The organism is Leisingera sp. ANG-M7 (assembly GCF_000813965.1).
GTDB lineage: Bacteria > Pseudomonadota > Alphaproteobacteria > Rhodobacterales > Rhodobacteraceae > Leisingera.
Map to the genome: position 1 here is coordinate 530,744 of NZ_JWLI01000006.1, position 23,439 is coordinate 554,182.

The window sequence follows — 23,439 nt, forward strand, 5'->3', positions numbered from 1 at the left end:
GTTACGATGGGGGTCCGAAAACCATAATCCGTTTGTCAGGGAGTGCCCCCCAATGCCTGTACAAGCAGCAGCTGCCAGCTGGATTGACAGGATGCCCCGCATCAAACAGCGCTTTCCTCATCTGAAAGCCAGCAACGCGCCATCCCTATTGGATGACCGGGACAAATTCGTGGCCTACCTGGCCCGCACCCACCATCTCACCTTGAATGAAGCCAAGGAAGAAGTGGACGATTTCCTGTATATCGAAAGCCTGCTGAGAGAACTGGACGGACGCAAGCACTAGCCCGGAACGTCAGGCCAGCGATGTCACCCAGAGGATTGTTGCGTCCTCGGGGCTGACGGAAATCACGTTGTGGCCCATCGCAGCGTCATAGTAGGCGCTGTCGCCGCGGCGCATTTCCACAGGCTCATAGAATTCCGTATAAAGCTTGACCACACCAGTCAGCACATAGAGGAATTCCTCGCCGTCGTGGCGCACCCACCCGTCAAATTCTTCCATTGACCGTGCCCGCACCCGTGCACGGTAAGGCAGCATCTGCTTGCGCGTCAGCCCGTCAGCCAGCAGCTCATGCTCATATGTGGCGGTGGCGTGCGCTGAACCGTCGCCGAACTTGGTCACCGTCATGCGCCCGTTCACCTGGTCCCGCTGCGGCGGCGTGAACAGCTGCGGAATGGAAATCTCGAGTCCCTCGGCCAGCTTCTTCAGCGCCTCGTAAGTCGGTGACATCTGGCCGTTTTCGATCTTGGACAGGGTCGAACGCGCCAGCCCGGCCTGATTGGCCGCATGTTCCAGCGTCCAATCGCGCGCCTTGCGCAGCTCGCGCACGCGGGCGCCCAGGTCCAGGGGTTCTGCTTGATCGTCACCGCCGTTCGCGCGGGCGATAGTGATCAGGGATTTCGGATCGCGGCTTTTCATGAGGACTCTATAAGCCGCACCCGCGCGCCTTGCAACGCAGGACAGCGCGGGCTAGCCATTTGCCATGCTGTCGGTTTTTGATCAGGGACCCTGTGCGCCCTGCCCCTCACCCTTCAATCTTGCGGCCCATGTGCTGCGCCATGCCGCGCGGCTGGCGGACAAGACCGCGCTGTCGGTGCTTGACGGCGAAGGCTGCGATGATTGGAGCTATGCCCGGCTGGAGGCCGCCGTGCGCGGCACCGGCACCGGGCTGCTTCAGGCAGGTCTGAAACCCGGCGACGCCGTGCTGATGCGGTTGGGGAACACGGTGGAGTTTCCGATCGCCTATCTCGGCGCCATAGCTGCCGGTCTGGTTCCGGTGCCAACCTCCTCACAGCTGACCGAGGCCGAAACCGCGCGGTTGCTTTCGGATCTTCAGCCTGCGGCCGTGCTGCGGGATCCGGCTGTTGCCTGCGCGATTCACCCGCACCAGATCAGCACCACGGAACTGCTGGCGATGCATGAACTGCCTCCTTGTGAGTACGCCTTTGGCAGCCCGGAGCAGCTGGCCTATGTGGTTTATACATCCGGAACCAGCGGAAATCCGCGTGCCGTGGCACACGCACACAGGGCTGTCTGGGCACGGCAGATGATGGTGGACGGCTGGTACGGGCTGACGGAGGTCGACCGGCTGCTGCATGCCGGTGCCTTCAACTGGACCTACACCCTCGGCACCGGGCTGATGGACCCCTGGGCGGCAGGTGCAACTGCGCTGATCCCCACCCCTGGCACACGCCCGGAAGAGCTGCCCGCCTTATTGCACCGCCACCGCGCCACGATCTTTGCCGCCGCCCCTGGAGTCTACCGGAAGTTCCTGCGCGGCGGTGCTTTGAACTTGCCGGACCTGCGGCACGGGCTTTGCGCAGGTGAAAAGCTCTCACGCCATCTTCACGATGCCTGGGAAGCCGCATCCGGCTGCAGCCTCTACGAAGCGTTTGGAATGTCGGAATGCTCGACCTTCATCTCTTCATCCCCAGCGCACCCGGCGCAGGACGGCGCCTTGGGACAGCCGCAGCAAGGCCGCAGGGTGGCGATTGTCGACACAAACGGGCCGGTTCCCGTCGATGCGGAAGGCACCATCGCGATCCACCGATCCGATCCCGGCCTGATGCTGGGCTACCTGAACGCGCCGGAGGAAACCGCGGCCCGCTATCAGGGCGATTGGTTCCTGACCGGCGATCAGGGGGCGATGTCTGCGGAAGGCCAGATCCGATATCTGGGACGCAGCGACGACATGATGAACGCCGGCGGCTACCGCGTGTCGCCGATCGAGGTTGAGACCGCCCTTGCCGCTCACCCCGGCATCACCCAGGCCGGCGCCGCCGCGGTGGAAGTGAAGGAAGACACCTATATTATCGCCGCATTCTATACCGGTCCCGAAGAGTTGAAGGCCGAAGACCTGCAGGCCTTTGCATCCGAACGCTTGGCCCGCTACAAGCAGCCCCGCGCATACGTCCATCTGGAGGCGCTGCCCACCGGCGCCAACGGAAAACTGTTGCGCCGTGCCCTGCCCGCCCTGTTCAAAGGATGACCCAAATGCCCGCCGTCAAGCTCGACATCCTGTCCGACCCGATCTGCCCCTGGTGCTATATCGGCAAGACCCATCTGGACAAGGCGCTAGCGGAGGTGCCGGATCATCCGTTTGTCATCGAGTGGCACCCCTTCCAGCTGAACCCCGATATGCCGCGCGAAGGCATGGACCGGCGCGAATACCTGGAGCGCAAGTTCGGCGGCAAGGAGGGCGCGGTAAAGGCCTACGCACCTGTGGTGGAGCACGCGGAAAAGGCCGGGCTAACGATCAATTTCGAAGCCATGCAGCGCACCCCCAACACCCTGGACGCACACCGGCTGATCCACTGGGCCGGGGTTGAAGGCAAGCAGACGCAGGTCGTGGACGCTCTGTTCAAGGCCTACTTCGTCGACGCCAGGGATATCGGCGACCACGCAGTTCTGGCGGACGTGGCGCAGGAGGCAGGCATGGAGGCGAATGTTGCCGCCCGCCTGCTGGAAGGCGACAGCGATGTGCAAGCCATCCGCGACCGCGACGCGCATTCCCGCAAGATGGGGGTGAGTTCGGTGCCGACTTTCATCGTCGCCAACCAGCACGCAGTGCCGGGCGCCCAGCCGCCGGAGCTGTGGAAGCAGGTGATCGAAGACATCCTGCAGCAGCTGAAGGCCGCAGAGACCGAGTAACCCGCGGCGAACTGCTTAGCATCGCAACTATGCACAGATTCCTGTGCAGCCGGGCGCTGGCCCGGCTGACGCAATTGTGATAGCGGATGCGGACGGCTCCCAGACCGGCCTCATTCCCCGGACCCATCTGAAGAGCTGTTAGAGGTTTCAGATGTCCCAATCCCAGGCTCACAACCCGGCCCATGGCATGGCCAAGGCTGAATTCATTGCATTGATTGCGATGATGTTTGCCACCATCGCACTGTCGATCGACGCCATGCTGCCCGCCCTGCCGGAAATCGGCCAGACGCTCAGCCCGGAGAACATAAACCGGGCGCAGCTGGTGCTGACGTCCTTTGTGCTGGGCATGGGGCTTGGCACCTTCTTCACCGGCCCGTTGTCGGATGCCTTTGGCCGCAAGCCGGTGGTGGCTGTAGGATGCGCCCTTTATGTGCTGGCCGCGCTAACCGCCTGGCTGTCTCCCTCGCTGGAAGTTCTGCTGATCTCCCGCGTCCTGATGGGTATCGGTGCCGCCGGACCGCGCATCGTGGGCGTTGCCGTTGTCCGCGACCTTTATTCGGGCCGTGAAATGGCGCGGCTGATGTCGATTGCCATGATGATCTTCATGATTGTTCCGGCCATTGCCCCCTTGATGGGAGCAGGCATCATCGCGCTGTCCGGCTGGCGCACCATATTCCTGCTGTTCGCGCTGTTTGCCGCCGTCATTGTCCTGTGGACCAGCCTCCGCCTACCGGAAACACTGGCGCGTGAAGACCGCCGCGCCATGCGCATGCCGCTGCTGATGGGGGCTGTCAAAGAGATGCTCAGCCATCCGACGGTGCGCCTGTCGATCATGGTGCAGACGCTGTGCCTGGGCATGCTGTTCACCATGCTGACCATGGTGCAGCCGGTTTATGACATCATCTTTGGCCGCGCGGACAGCTTTCCTTACTGGTTCGGCCTGGTCGCGGCGATCTCCGGCACCGCCAGCCTGCTGAATGCCGCCATCGTTGTGCGGATCGGCATGCGCCGCATCGTTACCGTTTCGCTGGCTGCACAGATCCTGATCACTGGCGCGATACTGCTGATCAGCGGCTGGAGCCTGCCGGATCCGTGGATGTTCGGCCTGTTTGTCGCCTGGCAAGCCAGCGTGTTCTTCATGGTCGGCACCACCGTCGGCAACCTCAATGCGATGGCGATGGAGCCGATGGGCCATATTGCCGGCATGGCGGCCTCAGTCATTGGTGCGATCTCAACGGTTCTGGCTGCCGCCATTGCCGCACCTGTCGGGCTGCTGTTCGACGGCTCGCTGGTGCCGCTGGCGGCAGGTCTCCTGATCATGGCCTGCATTGCTTTTCTTCTGATGCTGCAAATGGCCAAAGCCGAGGCGCGTCTGCCTGCCGAATAACAGCCTTGCCCGGATAACACCCGCTGCCTAACCTCCCCCTAACTGGGGGGAGTTTTTTATGGGTTATGATTATGATCTCGGCAGCTATTCCTGCCCGGTGACCACAGCGTCGTCTGAGGCGCAGTGCTGGTTCGACCGGGGATTGGTATGGACCTATGGCTACAATCACGAAGAAGCCATCGCCTGCTTCCGCCGCGCGCTGGAACACGACCCGGACTGCGCCATGGCCCATTGGGGCGCCGCCTATGCAGCCGGGCCGAATTACAACCTGCCCTGGGACCTCCGGGACGCCAAAAGCCGCGCCAAAGCGCTGGCCGAAGCCTTTGACGCGGTGCAATCCGCCCTGGCCTGCATCGAAGGCTGTACAGAGGCCGAACAACTGCTGATCCGCGCCATCCAGACCCGGTATCCGCAGCGCGAACCGGGTGAGGACATGCACTCTTGGGACTACGATTTCGCTGATGCAATGCGCGCGGCCTTTGCCGCCTGCCCGGATCATCTGGACCTACGCACGGTCTATGCCGAGAGCCTGCTGAACCTGACCCCATGGAAGATGTGGAACCTGAAAACCGGTTTTCCCGCCGAAGGTGCTGCTACGCTGGAAGCACAAAAGGTGCTGGAAAAGGCAATGGAAAACGACCCTAGCGCCATGCAGCACCCTGGCCTGCTGCATCTCTACGTGCATCTAATGGAGATGTCGCCCACGCCCGAAAAAGCGCTGAAAGCGGCGGATGCCCTGCGCACACTGGTTCCGGACGCGGGCCATCTGGTGCATATGCCGACCCATATCGACGTGCTGTGCGGCGACTACCGCAGTGTGGTTTACTGGAACCAGAAAGCGATCGAGGCGGACCTGAAATTTTATGAGCGCGAAGGCGCGTTCAACATCTACACCGGCTACCGCCAGCACAATTACCACTTCGTCATCTACGGCGCGATGTTCCTGGGCCAGCTTGAACCGGCGCTGGCGGCCAATCAGGGCATTCTAGACACCACCCCGCCGGAAATGCTGAAGGTCGAAAGCCCGCCCATCGCGGATTTCTTTGAAAGCTACATGGCAATGCACCCGCATATCCTGGTCCGCTTCGGACGCTGGGAGGACGCGATGGCTCTGGAGCTGCCGGAGGATCAGAAACTTTACTGCACCCTGGCCGCGAACACCCATTACGCCCGCGCCATTGCCTATGCCGCAACTGGACGCGTGGCGGAAGCTGAAGCAGAGGAGCAGCTTTTCCTGGCCGCCAAGGCCCGGGTGCCCGACACCCGTCTGCTGCACAACAACCGCGTCGTGGATCTGCTTGAAATCGCGACGGAAATGCTGCGCGGCGAGATCGAGTACCGCAAGGAGAACTTTGACGCGGCCTTTGCCCATCTGCGCCGCTCGGCGGAGCTGGACGACAACCTGCCCTATGATGAGCCCTGGGGCTGGATGCAGCCCACCCGCCACGCGCTGGGGGCGTTGCTGTTCGAGCAAGGCCATGTGGAAGAAGCCGAAGCAGTCTACCGTGCCGACCTGGGTTTGGACAGCACCTTGTCACGCGCATCCGTGCATCCCGGCAATATCTGGAGCCTGAAGGGGCTGCACGACTGCTTGAAGACACGCGGCGAAACTGTCGAAATCAGGCATATTCAGCAACAGCTCGACCTTGCACTGGCGCGCGCGGATCAGGCGGCGGGCGCGTCCTGTTTCTGTGCCCAGGCAGCGATGACGCCCAGCCCCTGCTGCGGCTGACCAAATTTCTTGCGAAAGAATTTTGCCAAGGAAATTCGAAATTCCTTGCCGCCCAGGATCAGGCCTTGGCTTTCTTCTTTTCCGCCACGACCTTATCTGCCAGGTCGCGGGCAATGGCAAAGGCGCCCTTGATCTTGTCGGCGTCCTTCTTCCAGTCGCGGCGTACAACGATCTTGTTGTCCTTCACCTTGGCCAGGCCGTTCTGGCCTTGGATGAACTCCACCAGCCCCTGCGGCGAGGCGAATTTGTCGTTGTGGAACTGGATCGTCGCGCCCTTGGGGCCGCCGTCCATCTTGGCGATGCCTGCGCGTTTGCACATCGCCTTGATGCGCACCACCAGCATAAGCGTGTTCACTTCCTTCGGCAGCTTGCCGAAGCGGTCGATCAGCTCAGCCGCGAAGCCTTCCAGCTCCACCTTGGTCGACAGCGACGACAGGCGGCGGTAAAGACCCAGGCGCACATCGAGGTCCGGTACGTATTCCTCGGGGATCAGCACTGGAACGCCCAGGTTGATCTGCGGCGCCCATTGCTCGTCGGCGTCCGACAGGCCCTCCATCTCACCCGCCTTGATCTTGGCAATGGCTTCTTCCAGCATCGACTGGTAGAGTTCGTATCCGACATCGCGCATCTGGCCCGACTGTTCCTCCCCCAGCAGATTACCTGCGCCCCGGATATCAAGGTCCTGCGAGGCAAGGGTGAAGCCTGCACCAAGCGTGTCGAGAGAGCCCAGAACCCGCAGGCGCTTCTCTGCTGCCGGGGTCAGCCGCTGGCGCGGCTTGGTGGTGAGATAGGCGTAGGCGCGGGTTTTTGACCGGCCTACCCGGCCCCGGATCTGATAGAGTTGCGAAAGGCCGAACATGTCGGCGCGGTGCACGACCATGGTGTTGGCGGTTGGGATATCAAGGCCCGACTCCACAATAGTCGTTGCCAGCAGCACATCGTATTTGCCGTCATAGAAAGCGTTCATACGGTCGTCGAGTTCGCCCGCCGCCATCTGCCCGTGCGCCACCACGTAACTAAGCTCCGGCAGCTGCGCCTTCAGGAACTCCTCGACGTCCGGCAGATCGGTGATCCGCGGCACCACATAGAAGCTCTGACCGCCACGGTAATGTTCGCGCAGCAGAGCCTCGCGGATGGTGACGCTGTCGAATTCGCTGACATAGGTTCGGATCGCCAGCCGGTCCACGGGGGGCGTGCCGATGATCGACAGATCGCGCACACCGGTCAGGGACAGCTGCAAGGTCCGCGGGATCGGCGTAGCCGTCAGCGTCAGCACATGGATGTCGCTGCGAAGCTGCTTCAGCCGTTCCTTGTGGGCGACGCCGAAGTGCTGCTCCTCGTCGATGATCAAGAGGCCGAGGTTCTGGAACTTGATGTTCTTGGCCAGAACCGCGTGGGTGCCGACCACGATGTCGACGGTGCCCTTGGACAATCCTTCGCGGGTCTGGCTGGCCTCCTTGGTACTAACAAAGCGTGACAACTGCCTGACCTGCAGGGGAAAACCACGGAACCGTTCAGCAAAAGACGCGGCGTGCTGGCGCGCCAGCAGCGTGGTTGGTGCAACCACCGCCACCTGCAGGCCGGACATCGCGGCAACAAAGGCCGCACGCATAGCCACCTCGGTCTTGCCAAAGCCTACATCGCCGCAAATCAGCCGGTCCATCGGCTGGCCGGAGTGCAGATCCTCCATTACATCCTCGATCGCGCGCAGCTGGTCGTCGGTTTCCTGATAGGGGAAGCGGGCTGAGAACTCCTCCCAGGCGTGCGGCGGCGGATCCATCACTGGCGCCTTGCGCAGGGCACGCTCCGCCGCGATGCGGATCAGCTTGTCCGCCATCTCGCGGATGCGTTCCTTGAGCTTGGCTTTCTTGGCCTGCCAGGCTCCGCCGCCGAGCCGGTCCAAGAGCCCCTCGTCATGGCCGTATTTGGACAAAAGCTCGATGTTTTCGACCGGCAGGTACAGTTTGGACTGTTCGGCATATTCCAGCAGGATGCACTCATGCGCCGCACTGGCTGCTGTGACAACCTCCAGCCCCTTGAAGCGGCCGATGCCATGGTCCACATGCACCACCAGATCGCCGGGGCTGAGCGATTGGGTTTCGGTCAGGAAATTCTCTGCCTTGCGGCGTTTTTTCGGTGCCCGGATCAGCCTGTCGCCCAGCACATCCTGCTCCGCGATCACCGTCATATCCGGCGCCTCAAACCCGTACTCCAGCGCCCAGACCGCCAAATGCAAACCGGATTTTCCGATACGGGTGCCATCCATCACCGGGATGGCCTCAGCCAGGCCCTCATCCTCGATCAACCCCGTCAGACGCTCCCGCGCACCTTCGGAGTAAGAGGCAATGAGGACCGGACCCTCTTGCATCCGCACCTTAATGTGGTCCGCCAAAGCGCCGAAAAGGCTTATGTTTTCCTGCTGGCGCTCCGGCGCAAAATTGCGCCCAATGCGGCCGCCCGCATCTGCCACTCCAGGGCCGGAGGCCTGCGGCAGCGGGTGGAACTGCACAACGCGCATATCCGCAACAGCCGCCTCCCAGGCCGCATCGTCGAGATATAGCAAACCCGGCGGCGTCGGTTTGTAGACGGTGTCGATCCGCCCCTTCTGCTCCAGCGCGTGCTTGCGGGTGCCGTACTGATCCTCGATGCTGTCCCAGCGCGCCAGCCGTGCGGGCGTCATCTGATCGTCCAGCGTGACGGTCGCCTGCGGCAGGTAGTCAAACAGCGTTTCCAGCTTCTCATGGAAGAACGGCAGCCAGTGTTCAATCCCCTGGTGTTTGCGGCCTGCGCTGACCGCCTCATACAGCGGGTCATCGGTACCGGCGGCGCCGAATTCGATCCGGTAGTTCTGGCGGAACCGTGTGATCGCCGCCTCGTCCAGGATCACCTCGGAGACTGGCGCCAGTTCCACCACCTCCAGCTTCTCAGTGGTGCGCTGGGTCGCCGGATCAAAGCGGCGGGCGCCGTCCAGCACATCGCCGAACAAATCCAGCCGCACGGGGCCGCTTTCACCCGGCGGGAAGATGTCAATGATACCACCCCGAATGGCATAGTCGCCCGGCTCCATCACGGTCGGGCTTTGTGAAAACCCCATGCGGACCAGGAAGTTGCGAAGCGCCTCTTCATCCACCTGGTGATCGACGCGGGCGGTAAATGCCGCCTCCCGCAGCACCTCCCGCGCCGGCACCCGCTGGCTGGCGGCATTCAGCGTGGTCAGCAGCACGAACTGCTTGGGCATCTGGTGCACCAGCGCCGCCAGCGTGGCCATCCGCGCCGCAGAGATGTCCGCATTCGGAGACACCCGGTCATAGGGCAGGCAGTCCCAGCCTGGAAACACGAACACCGGCATGTCAGGCGCAAAGAAGGCCAGTGCGGCCCGCATCGCCTCCATCCGCTTGTCATCGCGCGCCACATGCACCACCGGCACGCCGGATTTCTGCACTTCCTTCAGGATCAGCCGGGCATCATACCCCTCGGGGGCGCCGCCCATGGTTATTGCGCGCTGTGCCATGCGGTTTCCTTTCCGGGTTCGCTGAAACCCTGCCCCTCAGCCCAAGGCGCCGATCGAGAGGTTCTGATACATCCCCCAGAAGGCGGTCACAAGAATTGAGATTGACCCCACGAACTGGATGCAGAGCCGGCACATGGACAGCCGCTTGCACAGGTCCTCGCCCAAAGCACCGTCCCGTGCAATCCGGCGTGCCGTGAAATAGCTGATGACACCAACAAAGGACATCGGGAAAGCGAGCAAGAACACAGCCTGGGCGAATTCCATCAGGAAAACAAAGCCCAGCGTCGCCAGGGCAGACAACAGGAAGCAGGCCAGCGCCACCAGCCAGGGGCCGGACACTTCGGCAATGTAGAGAAGCCGGTTCACGTTGACGCGGACCATGTCCTCCAGATCCTGTTCCGCCTGTCCTCCGCGGCGGCGTGCCCGCTGGACCATGTCAAACGGAACACCTAGAACCCTGTGGCTGGCAGAGGACCACATCACTGCCAGTGCAATCCAGTACCAGAGATTGGAAAACGACCGCAGGTCAATCATCTCATAGAGGATTTGAAACAGATCCACTCCAGCCCCCATCTTGCCGCTGCCGGCCCTTGGGGCCTGTTTTATGTAACTGGCCCTATATCAACCGGGAAACGCGCGCAGGCAAGCCCGCAGAGCGCACAAGTTCCCAAGCGCGGCGAATGTGCCTCTTGTTCCCGGGGCGGCTTCCATGCCACCCATGGGCCAGCCAAAACGAGAGACCGCCATGAAGCCCACCGTCGCGCCCTTTCCCGCCGCCCGCCTGCGCCGCACCCGTGCAAGCCAGGCAATCCGCAATCTGGTGCAGGAAAACACCCTGACCCCATCCGATTTCATCTGGCCGGTGTTTGTCCGCGACGGCGAAGGCGTGGAAGAGCCCATTGCCTCAATGCCAGGCGTGATGCGCCGCTCGGTGGACAAGATCACTGAAGCCGCGGTTGAAGCCCAGGCGCTGGGTATTCCGGCGATTTGCCTGTTTCCTTACACCGATGCCTCGCTCAAGACCGAGGACTGCGCCGAGGCCTGGGACCCGGACAACCTGACCAACCGTGCCATCCGCGCCATCAAGGACGCGGCACCTGATATCGCCGTAATGACCGATGTGGCGCTGGATCCCTATAATATCAACGGCCACGACGGCTATGTGGTGGATGGCGAGATCGTCAATGACGCCACGGTTGAGGCGCTGGTCAAGATGACGCTGGCCCAAGCCGACGCCGGCGCCGACATCATCGGCCCTTCCGACATGATGGACGGCCGCGTTGGCGCCATGCGGACGGCCTTGGAACAGGCAGGCCACCACAATGTGGCGATCCTGTCATACTCGGCCAAATACGCCTCAGCTTATTACGGGCCGTTCCGCGATGCGGTTGGGGCATCCGGCGCGCTGAAGGGCGACAAGAAAACCTATCAGATGGACCCGGCCAACAGCGACGAGGCTCTGCGGCTGATCGAACGCGATCTGATGGAGGGCGCCGACATGGTAATGGTCAAACCCGGCATCGCCTATCTGGATATCTGCCAACGGGTGAAATCCACCTTTGGCGTGCCGACTTACGCCTATCAGGTCTCCGGTGAATACGCGATGATCCAGGCCGCGGCCCAGAACGGCTGGGTCGACGGTGAGAAGGTGATGATGGAAAGCCTGATGGCTTTCAAGCGCGCAGGCTGCAACGGCATCCTCACGTATTTCGCGCCTTCCGCGGCACGCCTGCTGAACGGCTGACGCTGCACTGCGGGCCGCCCCGGATCACTTCAGCGGGAAGCCGCCAATATCCGCACCGCAGCGGATGACAGGCAGCGGTTTTCCGCGTATACACTGCCTCAGAGCCGGATCGAACCGGCCTTGGAGCAATCATTACAGGCACCTGAAAAATGAGCGATAATTCCTCTATCCGCATGACCCGCCGCGGTTTCGCCCTGACCGCTTTGGCCGGTGCAGGCGTCACTGCCGCCTGCGGCAACGGCGTCGGCAACACCAACGCCGCCACCATCGACGCCCGTGTCGATGCCACACTGAACCATATGTACAATCAGTACCCGAACACCCGCACCCTTGCGGACAAGGCAGCTGGCATGCTGGTGATGCCGCTGGTGACCGAGGCCGGATTTGTCTTTGGCGGCGCCTATGGCCGCGGCGCCTTGCGGATCAATGATGTGACCGTTGACTACTACGCGACCTACAAGGGCAACGCCGGCTTCCAGATCGGGGCGCAGCAGTACGCCCATGTGCTGTTCTTCATGACCCAGGACGCGCTGGCAGACTTCCGCCGCTCGCAAGGCTGGGCGGCTGGCGCCGATGCTGAATTCGTCATCATGAACGAAGGCGAATCCCTGAGAGCCGATACCAACACCCTGACCTCGCCGGTTCTGGCCGTGGTATTTGCCCAGGCGGGCCTGCGTGTCGGCGCCACCCTGGAAGGCACCAAATACACCCGCATCATTCCCTAAGAGAACGGGATGGAGGCGGCAGGATCCGCCTCTTCATCTGGCTGGAAATATCCCCGCCGGAGGCATGGCCTTTCCAATTGGAAAGGCCATTTTCTTTTGCCTCAGCCGTCCAGCTGGCGCAGCCTTTTGAACAGCGACGAGGTGTCCCAGCGCCCGCCGCCCATTTTCTGCACGTCCTTGTAGAACTGATCGACCAGCGCCGTCACGGGCAGGCTGGCGCCGGTTTCATCCGCTGCGTCCAGGCAGATGCCCAGGTCCTTGCGCATCCAGTCCACCGCAAAGCCATGCTCGAAATGATCGTCCAGCATGGTCTCGTAGCGGTTCGCCATCTGCCAGCTGCCTGCCGCGCCCTGACTGATCACTTCCACCACCGCGCGCCCGTCGAGGCCGGCCTTTTCGGCAAAATGCAGCGCCTCGCTCAGGCCCTGCACGAGGCCCGCGATGGCGATCTGGTTGCACATCTTGGTCATCTGGCCGGCGCCGCTGCCGCCGATGCGGCGGCAGATGCGGGAATAGGCATCAATCACCGGCTCAGCGCGGGCATAGGCGTCTTCATCACCGCCGCACATGACGGACAGAACGCCATTCTCCGCCCCTGCCTGGCCGCCGGAGATGGGGGCATCGACAAAAGCAATTCCCTGTTCCGCCGCAGCACCGTACAGCTCGCGCGTGACCTTGGCCGAAACCGTGGTGTGATCGGTGAAGACCGTACCCTTGGCCATGCCTGCAAAAGCCCCGTCAGCGCCCATGCAGACTGAACGCAGGTCGTCGTCATTGCCGACGCAGGCCATCACGAACTCCGCACCTGATGCCGCCGCACGCGGGGTCGCCGCAAAATGGCCCCCATGCTCCTTGGCCCAGGCCTTGGCCTTGGTTTCGGTGCGGTTGTAGACGGTGACCTCATGGCCCGCGGCCTGCAGGTGCCCCGCCATCGGATAGCCCATGACACCAAGCCCCAGAAACGCGATTTTTGCCATCTGCTTTTCCCCTGATCTGTCTTCGCATATGTTGGCGCCAACCCTAACACCGCCGCCGCGGGGCGCAATCTGCCATGCGGCTGGAAATGACAAAAACCCAAGGGAAAACAACCGCTGATGGGACTTCTTTTCCGCTGGCTTCTGCGCCTCGCTGCGGGCCTGATTCTGCTGAGCCTCCTGGCCGCCGCGCTGGTCTATTACCTCGCCTCGCAGTCTCTGCCCGAATACAACAAGGAACTGGCATTGCCCGGTATCTCTTCGCCCGTGGAGATCGTGCGCGACAACGCCAATGTGCCGCATATTTTCGGCAGCTTCGGCGCCAGCGATGAGGATGTGTATTTCGGCCTCGGCTACGCCCATGCCCAGGACCGTTTGTGGCAGATGGCGGTGATGCGGCGAACAGCACAGGGCCGCCTGTCGGAAATTTTCGGAACCCGTACAGTGGAGACCGACACCTACCTGCGCCGCCTCGATCTCTACAATCTGGCGCGGCAGTCGGTGGAGGTGCAGTCGCCCGAGGCGACGGCGGCACTCAAAGCCTATGCCGACGGGGTGAATGCCCGGCTTCTGGAAATCAACGAGGACGCGCTTGGCCGCGGCGCGCCGGAAATGTTCCTGTTTCAGATGCCGCTCGCCCCCTGGCAGCCCGCCGACAGCATTGCGATCATGAAGCTGATGGCGCTGCAGCTCTCCGGCCACATGAAGGAAGAGATCCTGCGCGCCCGCACCTCGCTGGCGCTGAACGATGCGGAGCGCATCCGGGACATCCTGCCGGACGCACCGGGCAAAGGTGTCACCGCCCTGCCCGAATACGCGGAACTGGTACCCGGCGCCCGGCAGTTTGCCTCTGCCACACCCATCGAGGAAAACAGCCTGCTGTTCCCGGTTGCTCCGCGCGGCCTCGCTGGCGCCTCCAACGCCTGGGCCGCCGCTCCCAGCCGCTCTGCAGCAGGCGGCACGCTTCTGGCCAATGACCCGCATCTGGGCCTCAGTGCCCCGGGCGTTTGGTATCTGGCCCGGCTGGAACTGGCGACCGGCGGCGTGATCGGCGGCACCATCCCCGGCATCCCCGCAGTGATCACCGGCCGGTCCGATGCCTTGGGCTGGGGGGTCACTTCCTCTTACATGGACGACCAGGACCTGTTTATCGAACGGCTGAACCCGGAAAACCCGCAGGAATATCTGAGCGTTGACGGCTACAAGAAATTCGTCACCCGCCCCTCGATCATCAAGATCAAGGACGAGGCGCCCGTCACCTTGACCTTGCGCTGGACCGACAACGGCCCGGTGCTGCCCGGCTCCATGTTCAACCTGGCGGACATTACCCCGCCCGGCCACGTGGCTTCCCTCGGCTGGACCGTTCTCAGCCCCAAGGACACCTCAATGAGCGCCACCATCGGACTGATGCGCAGCGCCTCGGTGCAGGAGGCGATCACAGCAGGTGAGGATTTTGTTGCCCCGGCGCAGAACCTGACACTGGCGGACAAGGACACCATCGCGCTGAAAACCGTTGGCGCTTTTCCGCTGCGTGATGCAAACCATCAAAGCAAAGGCCGGATGCCCAGCCAGGGCTGGCGACTGGAAAACCGCTGGCAAGGCCAGGCGCCTTACACGGAAAACCCGGAGTTCGTCAGCCCCGCGGGCGGCATTCTGGGCAATACCAACAACAAGATCCTCGACCGCCCGTTCCCCCGGCACGTCTCCTTTGACTGGGGCGATACCCAGCGTATCCACCGCTGGGAAAAGCTGATGCAGAACCGCGAGGTGCACACCCGCGACAGCTTCATTGAGGCGCAGCTGGACACGGTCTCCTACACCGCGCGCACCCTGCTGCCGCTCATTGGCGCAAACCTGTGGTTCACCGGCGAGGCGGCACCCGCAGGCACCCGTGAGCGCCAGCGCCAGATCGCCTTGACCCTGCTGTCAGAGTGGAACGGCGAGATGAACGAGCACCTGCCGGAGCCGCTAATCTATGCTGCCTGGCTGCGCGCCCTGCAGACCCGCCTGATCACCGACGAACTGGGGCCGGTCGCAAAATCCTACCGCCACGTGGAGCCGCTGTTTATCGAGCGTGTCTTCCGCAATGTCGAAGGCGCCGCATCCTGGTGCGACGTGCGCCAGAGCGCGCCGCAGGAAACCTGCACCGACATGGCGCGCCTTGCACTTGATGATGCGCTGATCTGGATCGAGGAGCGTTATGGCGACGCGCTGGAATCCCTGCGCTGGGGTGACGCGCATCAGGCGGTTCAGGACCATGCTGTTCTGGGCGACGTGCCGCTGCTGCGCTATTTCGTGAACATCCGCCAGTCCACCAGCGGCGGCGACAACACCCTGCAGCGCGGCAAAAGCTCCGGCAAAGACCCGGAGCCGTTCCAGAACATCCACGCTGCCGGCTACCGCGGGGTCTATGACTTTGCCGACCCGGACAGTTCCGTCTTTATCACTGCCACCGGGCAGTCCGGCCACCCGCTGTCCCGCTACTATGACGACATGGCCCAGCTGTGGCGCCGCGGCGAATACATTCCAATGTCGCTGGACGAAGAACTAGCCCGTGCTGCGGCTGTCGGCATAACCCGGATTGCACCGAGGCAATAAAAAACGGGCGCATCAGCGCCCGTTTCTCTTTGTAAGCAAATTGGAAGTTTATAGCCGCTCGAACTTGGCTTTCTGCCGGTCGGTCCACAGCACGGTGATATCGAAGCCGCTCTCGGTCTGCTCCTCGCGCTGCACCAGGTCTTCCTTGAACAGCCAGGCCCGCTGCTTGCCTTGCGCAAAGGTCAGCTGCAGCAGTTCCTCGTGCCGCACGCCCTGCAATTGCTCCGCGATATCCGCCAGCAGACCTTCCAGCCCCTCGCCGGTCAGGGCAGAGATCGCGTGGATGCCTTCCTCGCGCGCCGCACGCTGCCGTCGGGCTTCGGCTTCTTCTTCAGACAACTGGTCCAGCTTGTTCCAGACTTCAATCCCGGCGCGGTTTTCATCCACGCCCAAAGACGTCAGGATCGCCTCCACATCCTCTGCCTGCTCCTCGCTCTGGTCATGGCTGATGTCGCGCACATGCAGGATGACATCCGCCGCCAGCACCTCTTCCAGCGTGGCGCGGAAAGCGGCAACAAGTTCCGTCGGCAGGTCCGAGATGAAGCCCACGGTGTCGGACAGGATCACCTCCGGCCCGTCAGGGATCTGCACCCGGCGCATGGTCGGGTCCAAGGTCGCGAACAGCATGTCCTTGGCCATCACTTCAGCACCCGTCAGCCGGTTGAACAGCGTCGACTTGCCAGCGTTGGTATAACCCACCAGCGCCACAATCGGATAGGGTACCTTGGCGCGCGAGGCACGATGCAGCGTCCGGGTCTTAACCACCTTATCCAGCTGCCGACGCAGCCTCACCAGATGGTCATCGATGGCCCGCCGGTCAGCCTCGATCTGGGTTTCGCCGGGTCCGCCGACAAACCCCAGGCCGCCGCGCTGGCGTTCCAGGTGGGTCCAGGCCCGCACCAGCCGCGTCCGCTGATAGCTGAGCGCGGCCATTTCGACCTGCAGCACGCCTTCGCGGGTCGCCGCCCGATCCGAGAATATTTCCAGGATCAGCCCGGTCCGGTCCAGGATCTTGACCTTCCAGGCCTTCTCAAGGTTGCGCTGCTGCACGGGGGAAACCGGCCCGTCGATCAGGACCAGTTCAATGTCATTCGCCTTCAGGATGCCCGCAAGCTCTTCGATCTTGCCGGAGCCGAACAGCATCCCCGGATGCGCCTTGGGCAGGCGCACCACATTCGATCCGATCACGTCAAGATCGGGCAAGGCCGCTGCCAGCGCAACGGCCTCCTCAAGCGCGGGAGCAGCCTCGCGGCGTCCCATGTCAGATTTGATTTCCGGATGCAGGACCCAGGCGCGGGTCTGCTTCCTGTCATGCTCCATCAATTGGAGTCTTCACCCTCATAGAGACTGATCGGCTGGGCCGGCATGATGGTCGAGATCGCGTGTTTGTAGACCAGCTGCGACTGTCCGTCGCGGCGCAGCAGCACACAGAAATTATCGAACCAGGTGATCACACCCTGCAGTTTGACCCCGTTGATCAGAAAGATTGTAACCGGAACCTTGGTTTTGCGAACGTGATTCAGGAAGGCATCCTGAAGATTCTGTCTGTCCGAAGCCATTTTTTATTATCTCGCCTTTGTTCTTGCCGCGCGCTGCGGACCAGCACGCACGTTAAAATTCAGTATGGAGAAAGAAAAAATAAGTTTCCACCCGAAAAACACTTTTCACCCGCGGGAACAGTCAGCTGCGCCAGAGGTTCGGGGACAGCAGCGCGATGAAGGCCAGCGTTTCCAGCCGGCCCAGCACCATGGCGATGCACAGGATCAGCTTGGCCGGGTCCGTCAGCAGGTTCAGAACAATCGGTGCACTGCTGGCGCTCTCGGTCAGCGGGCCGGTGGTCGAGAGCGCTGCGATTGCCAGAACCAGAGCTTGCTCGAAGCTGGACCCGACCGCCGCAAGCGCGGTGCTGACCAGCGCCAGCGACAAGGCGAACAGCATGAAGAAGATCCAGGCGACAAATGCACCGTTCTTTTGCAGCCGTTTGGTCCGGTCGCCTTCGCCGCTGACCGAGCTGGGATGAACCAGCCGCTCCATTTCCCTAAGACCGTTCAGGTAGAGCGCATAAACCCGCAGCAGTTTGACCCCGCCCGCCGTGGTGGCAACACCACCGCCGAAGACAGCCAGCCCCAACAGGATCATGCCCGGCGTTTCCAGCCCGGACCAGGTCCGCGCGGCTTCCCAGTGCAGGCTTTCAAACCCTGTGGTGGACAGGAAAGACATCACCGTGAACAGCGTGCCCCAGAACGCCCGCAGCGCCTGCAGCAGATCCTCGGCAGCATCCACCTCGAAGGCGGCGAACCAATGGCGCAGAAAGAGGAGCAGCGGCACACCGAAGACGATCAGAAGCCCGGTGCGGAACTCCGGGTCCTTGTCCAAACGCCCTTGCCCCGCAGTCACCGTATCACTGGAAAAGGTCAGACGTGACAGCGCGAAGAACATGAACAGGAACATCACCATCTCGCCGGCGATCCCGCTGCCCGCGTTCTCCACCCCGCCAGTGGCGGAGATGCCCGAGGTCGCCATCACGGACATCGCATGGCTGAGCCCGGTCAGCGCCTGTTCGCCGGTGATCATCAGCAAGAGCCACAGAACCATGGTCAGCCCGGCATAGACCGGCGCCAGGGTGCGGGTGACGAGCAGCAGCTGGCGGCGCGGGTCCGCGCGCTCCATATGGCCCGGCCCGGCAACGCCGCCGCCCGGCTCGCCCTTGGCGGTGACTTCGAACCCGCCCAGCGACATCGGCGCCAGCACAGCTGAGGCGGCCACCCACATCAAGAGCCCGCCCAGCCAGCCGATCATAGCCCGCCACAGATGCACGCTGGGCGGCAGGCGGCCGGGATCGGCCCAGATATCGGCGCCGGTGGTGGTAATGGCGCTGACCATATCGAAATAGGCGTTCAGGTAACGCGTGCTGACCAGCGCGTCCTGCACCGGCACCGCCAGGAACAACGGCAACACGGTAAAAGTTGCCAGCAGCGACAAGAGCTGCCCTGGCATCCCGTAGCGCGGCACCCGGTTGCCCATCGACAGCGCAATCAGAACCACCAGGATCAGCCCCGCCAGTCCGGAATAGAAAAAGCTTTGCGATGTGTGATGGTCATCCAGCACCACCGCATGGATGGCCGGCAGCCACATCGCCAAAGACGCGATGCCCCAGATCAGCAGGAACAGCGGCAGGCGCAACACGCCGATGGGGGCTTGGACCACGCGGCGCATGCTAGAAGTAGTCGATCGACACCTGCAGGAGCCGCTCCACCTCGGGCACGTCATCGGCCATTGCAAACAGCGCGATCACGTCGCCTTCCTCGATCCGGGTCTCACCTGACGGTCGCAGCATCTCGCCGTTCTTCAGGATGCCGCCGACCAGCACGCCTTCGGGGAAGTCCGTCTCGCGGATCATCTGCCCGGCAATAGGCGAGGTCGACAGCACCTCAGCCTCAATCATCTCAGCCTCGGCGTCGCCCAGCGAATAGACCTGCCGCACCCGGCCATAACGGATGTGGCGCAGGATAGAACTAACGGTGGTGGAGCGCGGGTTGATATAGGCGTCGATGCCGAGGTGCGGCAGCAGCGGCACCAGGGTCGGGTCATTGATCAGAGCAATCGCCAGCGGGCAGCCTTCGGCCTTGGCCCTAACGGCGGCCAGCATGTTGACCTTGTCGTCGTCGGTCACGGCCAGAAGTGCGTCCGCCTTGTCGATGCCCGCCTCGATCATCAGTGACCGGTCCAGCCCGTCGCCATTCAGCACAATGGTGCGCTCCAGCTCCTCGGCAGCGCGTTCGGCACAGCGGCGGTCCCGCTCGATCACCTTGGCACGGATCCGGGAGGTGCTGCTTTCCAACGCTTTGGCCACTTCCAGCCCGACGTTGCCGCCGCCGACCACCACTACACGGTCCTGGCGTTTCTCTTTCTTGCCGAAGACCTCGATGGTGCGCGGCACATCGTCCGCGTGGGAAAACACATAGCAGCTGTCGCCGACGAACAGCTGGTCGCCCGGCTCTGGCGCAAACAGGGTGCCATCGCGGCGGACCCCCACCACAATCGCACGCAAGGTGGAAAACAGGTCCGTCAGCTGGCGCAGCGGCGTGTTCACCACCGGGCACTCCGCATCGATCTGAATCCCCAAAAGCTGCGCCTTGCCGCCCATGAAGGTCTCAGTGTCAAAGGCAGCAGGCGCCGACAACCGCTGCATCGCAGCCGCGGCCACTTCGCGCTCCGGGCTGATCACAACATCGATCGGCAGATGCTCCCGCTGATAGAGGTCGGAATAGATCGCAGTCAGATAGCTTTTGGCCCTCAAGCGGGCGATCTTGCGCTGGATCTTGAACACCGAATGCGCCACCTGGCAGGTCACCATGTTGACCTCGTCCGAGTGGGTGGCGGCGATGATCATATCGGCGTCCCGCGCCCCGGCCCGGTCCAGCACATCCGGATAAGAGGCAAAGCCATGGATGCCCTGCACGTCCAGCGTATCGGTCGCGCGCCTCACCAGTTCCGGATTGCTGTCGACCACCGTTACATCATTGTGCTCACCGGACAGGTGCCGGGCGATCTGCCAGCCGACCTGGCCCGCGCCGCAGATAATGACCTTCATTTACATGTCCCTTGGCGGAGTTTCGGGCAAAGTTTTGCCCGATGTGAATGACAGATGCCGCTTTCACGGTCAAATTAATTGTAACTTCCTCAGTTTGCGGCCATTCTTTCGATATGCAACGCAGTTATACAGTTACCTCCGGCGCTGTTTTGCTGGCCTTTACAACGGCCTGCGGGCCCCTGCCCGTCTACTACAAGCAGGGGGCAGAGGTATCGCGGCTGCAAAGCGATGAACTGGTTTGCGCGACCCAAGCGCTGAAGGAGGCGCCCGTCGCCAATGAGATCCGCCAGCATCCACCGGTATTCTACCCCGGCCGGCAGGTCTGCCATAACGGCAACTGCCACTATTACCCCGGCTACTGGTCGGAAGGCAGCATCTACACCGTTGATGTCAACAAGCCTCTGCGCCAGCGGCTGGAAAAATCCTGCATGGCCTCAAAGGGCTATCAGCAGATCGCACTGAAACGCTGCACCCGGAGTAGTGCCGGCACCCCGCTTGGGCCGCGGCTGGCACCACTGAGCGAAGCATCCTGCGCGCAGCGCAACCGCGATGGCAGTACCATCATCCGCAGCGGCGGCTGAGCATCCGGTCCTGATCCGCCGTTCAGCGGCAGGACATTTTTGATTTGCGGACTAAGTTCAAGTAAGCTGAACGCCAATTGTTTTTTGACCAGTATTCTCAAGAGAGAAAGGTACCCGATGCGGATACATTTCCTGTTTGCCGCGCTGCCTGTGGCAGCTGTTACCGCAGCCTGTGAACCGACGGCTCCGATTGCTCCGCCGCCGGCGGCTGCATCTGTACCGGCTACGGCACCTGCTAGCTACAGCACCCCGGCAACGCGCCCCGCGCCCGCACCGGCTCCCGCTTCCACAGCCCCGGCCAGCACAACAACCGCTCCTGCTGCAACAACCATCGGTCCGCCGGGCGGCGGCGGTGCCGGNNGGTGGCGGCTGGGGCTAAACCCGGACAAAACCATGACAGCCCTTTCCCCCATACCTTCCTCGTTTGCTGCTCTGACCCTTTCCTGTGCAGGACTGCTGCCTGCGGCGGCAGTTCAGGCAGCCTATGAGACCAGCGAAGGCAGCGCCGCTCCCGAAACCGCCATTGTGATCGGCATACAGGACTACGACCACGTCAGCGATCTGACCAACACCCGCAAGGACGCCGAGGCAATGGCAGAGATGCTCAAGACCTTCGGCTATACTGTCTATGAAGGCTACGACCTGGACAAGCGCGGGTTCGAGGCACTGCTTCGCCAGGCGGCGCTCAACATCCGCGACGGCAGCCAGGTGTTTTTCTACTACGCAGGCCACGGCATTCAGCTGGGGCGGCGCAATTATCTGCTTACCAGCGATGCAGAATTGTCGGGCATTCACGACCTGCCGTTCCAGTCTGTTACATTGGACCGGGTGTCCGCCATTCTGGGAGGCAAGGCCGGCAGCCAGATCCTGATGCTGGATTCCTGCCGCGACAACCCAGTGCCGCAAGCCAAGCTCAACGCCGAGGTCGGTGCCCAGCTTTATGAGGCGCGCGAAGGCTTTGATGTGTTCCGCCCGCCGCTGAACACGCTGGTGGCTTTTTCCACCTCCCCCGGCGCCACCGCGTTGGATGGGGAGCCCGGCGGCAACAGCCCCTATACCGCTTCCGTCGTGCGGCATTTCCCGGACAACCCGGACGAGGACGCGATGACCGTTCTGGCGGCCATCCGCAGCGATGTCTACAGCGCTACCGGCAATACACAGGTGCCCTGGGAGAGCTCCACCCTGATGCAGAAGATCTATCTGCGCCCTGCGGAGCGGTCCCTGAATGTTGCCTCGGCCAGTATGGACACCGCATCTGGGACTGTGGCCGCCAGCCTTGACCAGATCCCAGCAGAGCTGTCTGTCAAAGTGCCGCTGGGCCGGGCGTTGGAGCTGGCGCCTGAAATCAGCCCCTATATTCAAGCGGGCACAACGGTTTCGATCGTTGAAAACTCGTCTTCCGGTGTCACATCGCTGCAGTCCGGCGATGGCCGCTCGCTCAGCGTCAGCTATGCACCCAAGCTCACAGAGCTGCCCGCCCGCCAGGACGGTGGCCAGGTCCGCAGGGACCGGATGGTGCTGCGCCTAGCACAGGCCGATGCAGTGCGCGACGTGACCGTGAATCTCGAGATGATCGCCCGCCAATGCGATCTGGAAGCTGGAGATCTGCTGGATCTGCAGGGCGTAGGCCTGTTCCGCTACCCAAATGAAATCGACCTCAAGGCAGCAGAGGCCGCCTGCCGGGAGGCTGTCCAGGCTGCGCCGGACCTTGGCCGCCTGCATTACCAGCTTGGCCGTGCGCTGCAGGGCCAGGGGCGGCTGATGGAAGCCTATGAAGCCTTTGAAAAGGCAGTGAGCCTGGGCCATATCCGCGCCTATAACGCGGTAGCCTATCTGCATGTAACGCAGAATGTGGACCGCGAGACGGTGCCGATCCCCTATAACCCGGACAAGGCATTTGCGCTTTGGGACAAGGGCATTGAGGCCGGCGACCCCTTCTCGATGCATGCACGCGGCAAACGGCTTCTGCGCAAAAGCAGCACGCCGGAGGAAAAGCGGCGCGGCTACGACCTGCTGAGCCGCGCAGTTGAGCTTGGCCACACCTACTCGATGAACGAGCTTGGCTATTTCTTCTTGTGGAGCGGTGATGAGCTGGCGCAGCCGGAGCGCGGGCTGACATATCTGGAGGCCTCCGCCGGGCGCGGCGACATCTATGGCACAGCCAATCTGGGCTACGTCTACCGCGACGGCGGTGCCGGCAAACCGGTGGACAAGGAAAAGGCCCGCGCGCTGTTTGCGGAGGCCGCCCAGCTGGGCCACCCGCATGCCCCGGGTGAGATTGGCCGCATGATCATGAACGGCGACCTGCCCGGCAGCGACGCTGCAGAAGCTCTGGAATGGTATGACATGGGCCTTGCCCGCGGCGATGCCTGGGGCGGTGCGAACGGCGCCTGGGTGGCGCTGAACCGGCTGTCTGACCGCGTCCCGGCCCATGCCGCCGCGGCC

The 23,439-nt window shown here is 62.7% G+C and carries 18 protein-coding genes; 10 read left to right on the forward strand and 8 right to left on the reverse strand.

Annotated features, from left to right (window positions below):
• The first annotated feature begins 91 nt into the window (after positions 1–91).
• Positions 92–283: a hypothetical protein gene (locus RA26_RS09950; RefSeq protein WP_409201592.1), complete on the forward strand. Its 192-nt coding sequence runs from the start codon at positions 92–94 to the stop codon at positions 281–283.
• Positions 284–292: 9 nt separating this feature from the next.
• On the opposite strand, the gene RA26_RS09955 is transcribed toward RA26_RS09950, so the two are convergent.
• The gene (locus RA26_RS09955; protein ID WP_039183295.1) at positions 293–916 is read right to left on the reverse strand and encodes a helix-turn-helix domain-containing protein; all 624 of its coding nucleotides are present in this window, start codon (positions 914–916) and stop codon (positions 293–295) included.
• Between the two features lie 64 nt (positions 917–980).
• On the opposite strand from RA26_RS09955, the gene RA26_RS09960 reads away from it, so the two are divergent.
• The 4 genes from RA26_RS09960 to RA26_RS09975 all read left to right on the forward strand — a co-directional run bounded on the left by RA26_RS09960 (position 981) and on the right by RA26_RS09975 (position 6,267).
• Entirely contained in the window at positions 981–2,486 is a 1,506-nt protein-coding gene (locus RA26_RS09960; RefSeq protein ID WP_039183298.1) for a class I adenylate-forming enzyme family protein, read from the forward strand.
• On the forward strand, positions 2,483–3,148 hold the full coding sequence (locus RA26_RS09965; RefSeq protein ID WP_039183301.1) for a DsbA family oxidoreductase: 666 nt from the start codon (positions 2,483–2,485) through the stop codon (positions 3,146–3,148). Before RA26_RS09960 ends, RA26_RS09965 begins: the two co-directional genes overlap by 4 nt.
• Positions 3,149–3,299: 151 nt before the next feature.
• Positions 3,300–4,535, forward strand: a complete 1,236-nt coding sequence (locus RA26_RS09970) for a multidrug effflux MFS transporter (protein WP_082015794.1) — start codon at positions 3,300–3,302, stop codon at positions 4,533–4,535.
• A gap of 58 nt (positions 4,536–4,593) precedes the next feature.
• A complete protein-coding gene (locus RA26_RS09975; RefSeq protein ID WP_039183304.1) occupies positions 4,594–6,267 on the forward strand; it encodes a tetratricopeptide repeat protein in 1,674 nt (557 codons plus the stop codon).
• 58 nt (positions 6,268–6,325) lie between these two features.
• Here the strand turns inward: RA26_RS09975 and mfd are convergent, their stop codons facing one another.
• Positions 6,326–9,778, reverse strand: coding sequence for a transcription-repair coupling factor (gene mfd, locus RA26_RS09980; RefSeq protein WP_039183306.1), 3,453 nt, complete (start codon positions 9,776–9,778; stop codon positions 6,326–6,328).
• A 36-nt stretch (positions 9,779–9,814) separates the two neighbouring features.
• Positions 9,815–10,339: a hypothetical protein gene (locus tag RA26_RS09985; protein ID WP_039183308.1), complete on the reverse strand. Its 525-nt coding sequence runs from the start codon at positions 10,337–10,339 to the stop codon at positions 9,815–9,817.
• A gap of 184 nt (positions 10,340–10,523) precedes the next feature.
• On the opposite strand from RA26_RS09985, the gene hemB reads away from it, so the two are divergent.
• Positions 10,524–11,522 carry a porphobilinogen synthase gene (hemB, locus tag RA26_RS09990; RefSeq protein ID WP_039183311.1) on the forward strand — a complete coding sequence of 333 codons (999 nt, stop codon included), beginning with the start codon at positions 10,524–10,526 and terminating at the stop codon, positions 11,520–11,522.
• Positions 11,523–11,671: 149 nt separating this feature from the next.
• Positions 11,672–12,247 (forward strand): lipid-binding SYLF domain-containing protein, encoded by a 576-nt coding sequence (locus RA26_RS09995; protein WP_039183312.1) that lies wholly within the window; start codon positions 11,672–11,674, stop codon positions 12,245–12,247.
• Between the two features lie 101 nt (positions 12,248–12,348).
• Here RA26_RS09995 and RA26_RS10000 read toward each other — a convergent pair whose 3' ends face one another.
• Entirely contained in the window at positions 12,349–13,335 is a 987-nt protein-coding gene (locus tag RA26_RS10000) for an NAD(P)-dependent oxidoreductase (protein ID WP_275041636.1), read from the reverse strand.
• 6 nt (positions 13,336–13,341) lie between these two features.
• Here RA26_RS10000 and RA26_RS10005 point away from each other — a divergent pair, with 6 nt between their 5' ends.
• Positions 13,342–15,819 carry a penicillin acylase family protein gene (locus RA26_RS10005; RefSeq protein ID WP_039183316.1) on the forward strand — a complete coding sequence of 826 codons (2,478 nt, stop codon included), beginning with the start codon at positions 13,342–13,344 and terminating at the stop codon, positions 15,817–15,819.
• Between the two features lie 48 nt (positions 15,820–15,867).
• On the opposite strand, the gene hflX is transcribed toward RA26_RS10005, so the two are convergent.
• The 4 genes from hflX to trkA all read right to left on the reverse strand — a co-directional run bounded on the left by hflX (position 15,868) and on the right by trkA (position 20,413).
• Positions 15,868–17,139, reverse strand: a complete 1,272-nt coding sequence (gene hflX / locus RA26_RS10010) for a GTPase HflX (protein WP_039183318.1) — start codon at positions 17,137–17,139, stop codon at positions 15,868–15,870.
• A complete protein-coding gene (gene hfq / locus RA26_RS10015; protein ID WP_005611588.1) occupies positions 17,139–17,378 on the reverse strand; it encodes an RNA chaperone Hfq in 240 nt (79 codons plus the stop codon). Before hfq ends, hflX begins: the two co-directional genes overlap by 1 nt.
• A 121-nt stretch (positions 17,379–17,499) precedes the next feature.
• A complete protein-coding gene (locus RA26_RS10020) occupies positions 17,500–19,035 on the reverse strand; it encodes a TrkH family potassium uptake protein (protein WP_039183320.1) in 1,536 nt (511 codons plus the stop codon).
• A gap of 1 nt (position 19,036) precedes the next feature.
• The gene (gene trkA, locus RA26_RS10025; protein ID WP_039183322.1) at positions 19,037–20,413 is read right to left on the reverse strand and encodes a Trk system potassium transporter TrkA; all 1,377 of its coding nucleotides are present in this window, start codon (positions 20,411–20,413) and stop codon (positions 19,037–19,039) included.
• A gap of 113 nt (positions 20,414–20,526) precedes the next feature.
• On the opposite strand from trkA, the gene RA26_RS10030 reads away from it, so the two are divergent.
• Positions 20,527–20,994, forward strand: a complete 468-nt coding sequence (locus RA26_RS10030) for a hypothetical protein (protein WP_052272374.1) — start codon at positions 20,527–20,529, stop codon at positions 20,992–20,994.
• 393 nt (positions 20,995–21,387) lie between these two features.
• Positions 21,388–23,439 (forward strand): caspase family protein (locus tag RA26_RS10035; RefSeq protein ID WP_039183326.1); only part of this gene is annotated, 2,052 nt, incomplete at its 3' end.